The 1,878-nt window shown below is 39.9% G+C and carries 2 protein-coding genes; one reads left to right on the top strand and one right to left on the bottom strand.

Annotated elements, in window-relative coordinates:
* Positions 1-55 precede the first annotated feature (55 nt).
* The gene (locus tag FCV43_RS00010; protein WP_136993652.1) at positions 56-502 is read right to left on the bottom strand and encodes a hypothetical protein; all 447 of its coding nucleotides are present in this window, start codon (positions 500-502) and stop codon (positions 56-58) included.
* A 235-nt stretch (positions 503-737) separates the two neighbouring features.
* Between FCV43_RS00010 and FCV43_RS00005 the strand changes: the two genes are divergently transcribed.
* Positions 738-1,139: a YkgJ family cysteine cluster protein gene (locus tag FCV43_RS00005; protein ID WP_136993651.1), complete on the top strand. Its 402-nt coding sequence runs from the start codon at positions 738-740 to the stop codon at positions 1,137-1,139.
* Positions 1,140-1,878: the final 739 nt, after the last annotated feature.

The following is a 1,878-nucleotide window of genomic DNA, read 5'->3' as shown; positions in this document are numbered from 1 at the left end:
AAATTCAAATCGGAGTGAAACCGCCACGCGTTGAGAGTCACTCTTAAATTGTTTGTTATGTGCTTAGTTCATCAATCGGTACTACAGGGAAACCGCTCGGCTGATCAGGAAAATCAGATACTGGTAGCTCAAATTTTTCTCCTGCCCAATATAAATTACCGCTTGGCTCATATTGTACGGGTATATCGCAGACTTTTGCTGTAATAAAGTGCGTTTTACAATATACCTCTGAAGCTTGCTCGGGGTACTCTACGTTAAACGAATACATCCTTTCTTGATTCAAAGCTCCGATATTAAAGTTTAACTGGGGACTGTATATATCACCAACCAAAGTAACGTTAATCAGTGATTGGGCAGCTACGGTCTGACAGGTAGGCTTTTTTAAATTGAGGTTACAAATTGTGATTTCATTGTCAGTATTGTTATAAAAAGCCATTTCGATGGCATAACTGCAACCTTGTAAGCTCAATAAGCCAAATATCAATAATATTCTATGCGTCATAAGTCCCCCTTTCCCCTCCTTGCACATAACGCCGCGTTAAGTGGTGAACAGCGCTACCACTATACTCAAGGCATTATGCCATAAACACTGATGCATATCTTTGAACTGAAGCCACCAAGCGTTGTGAATCCGTCTTAAACGCTTTGTTATATGCAAACTCCCATTCCAAATGCAGAGCCAATTTCACTATTGATGATAGACTCAATCAATAACCTCCTAATTCAAAGTAAACACCATGAAAGACTGCAACCAATGTGGGAAATGCTGCATCAAATATGGCGATGGTGATTTAGCAGCCACGCAGGAAGAAATAGACCTGTGGGAGCTGTTTAACCCAGATATCTTTGAATATGTGAAAGATGGAAAAATCTGGTTTGATCCAGAAACCAGAGCACAATTAAACCATTGTCCATTTTTGGAATTAGTGCCGAAGTCAAAGCCAGAAGAGAAAGATAAACATACATGCAGTATTTACTTCGACCGACCAGAAGATTGTCGCCACTACCCTAGCCTTATCAACGAAATGGTTCGAGACGAATGTGAAATGATAGAAATTACTGACTTAGAAAACCCTAAGAAAGCTCAGAAAGATCTCGATAAGGTGATGAGTTCAAGCCGACCTTCGAGCTATTCCTAGGTTGATTTAGGCAATTGCATATAACGCCGCGTTAAGTGGTGAGCAACGCAAACCACCCTACCTAAACCATTGTGACATAAACACTTAACCCAAAGTAAGCTGAAAATGCCAAGCGTTGGGAATCCGTCTTAAACGCTTTGTTATGAGTTTGAACTACAGATTAAACTTTGACATTGTTAGCCTGTAGCCATTTTCTAAAGCTTGCGCGTCTGCACTGTCTGCGCCTTCACATACACCTTTGAAATCATGTTCAACTGACCATGTTTCAAGTACATGACACTTCTTATGCCACAAGCTTTATGACCAAATAACGTCCTCAGCCTCAATGCCATTTTGTGTCATTGTTATATCGGAAATTATTCCTTTGTGTTCAACCCAATAATGCCACATACCATTTGGGGTTTCCCCATGCACAATTTTGAATTCAAGCTCTGGATAGTTCCGAATTAGGAACCTAGACAATAGTTGGCTAGTCAAAACACAGCACGCCTGTGGAAACCGTTTAAACTTTCGATATTCATGACCAAGCTGGTAAAGTTCAGCATCTATAATAGCTCGTTTGAAACTACGGATTTGTGTCTTAATATTTTCTATATCCACAAAAATTCTCACTAAAATCAAAAAACTCATAACGCCCAATTAAGGTGCGACAACGCTATAAAACCTAGACTAAACCATTGCGCCGTAAACACAAAATTCAAATCGAAGTAAAATCGGCAAGCGTTAGGAGTCACTCTTA

It is taken from the genome of Vibrio genomosp. F6 (assembly GCF_005146325.1).
GTDB lineage: Bacteria > Pseudomonadota > Gammaproteobacteria > Enterobacterales > Vibrionaceae > Vibrio > Vibrio cortegadensis.
This window is presented reverse-complemented; position numbering and strand designations above follow the sequence as displayed.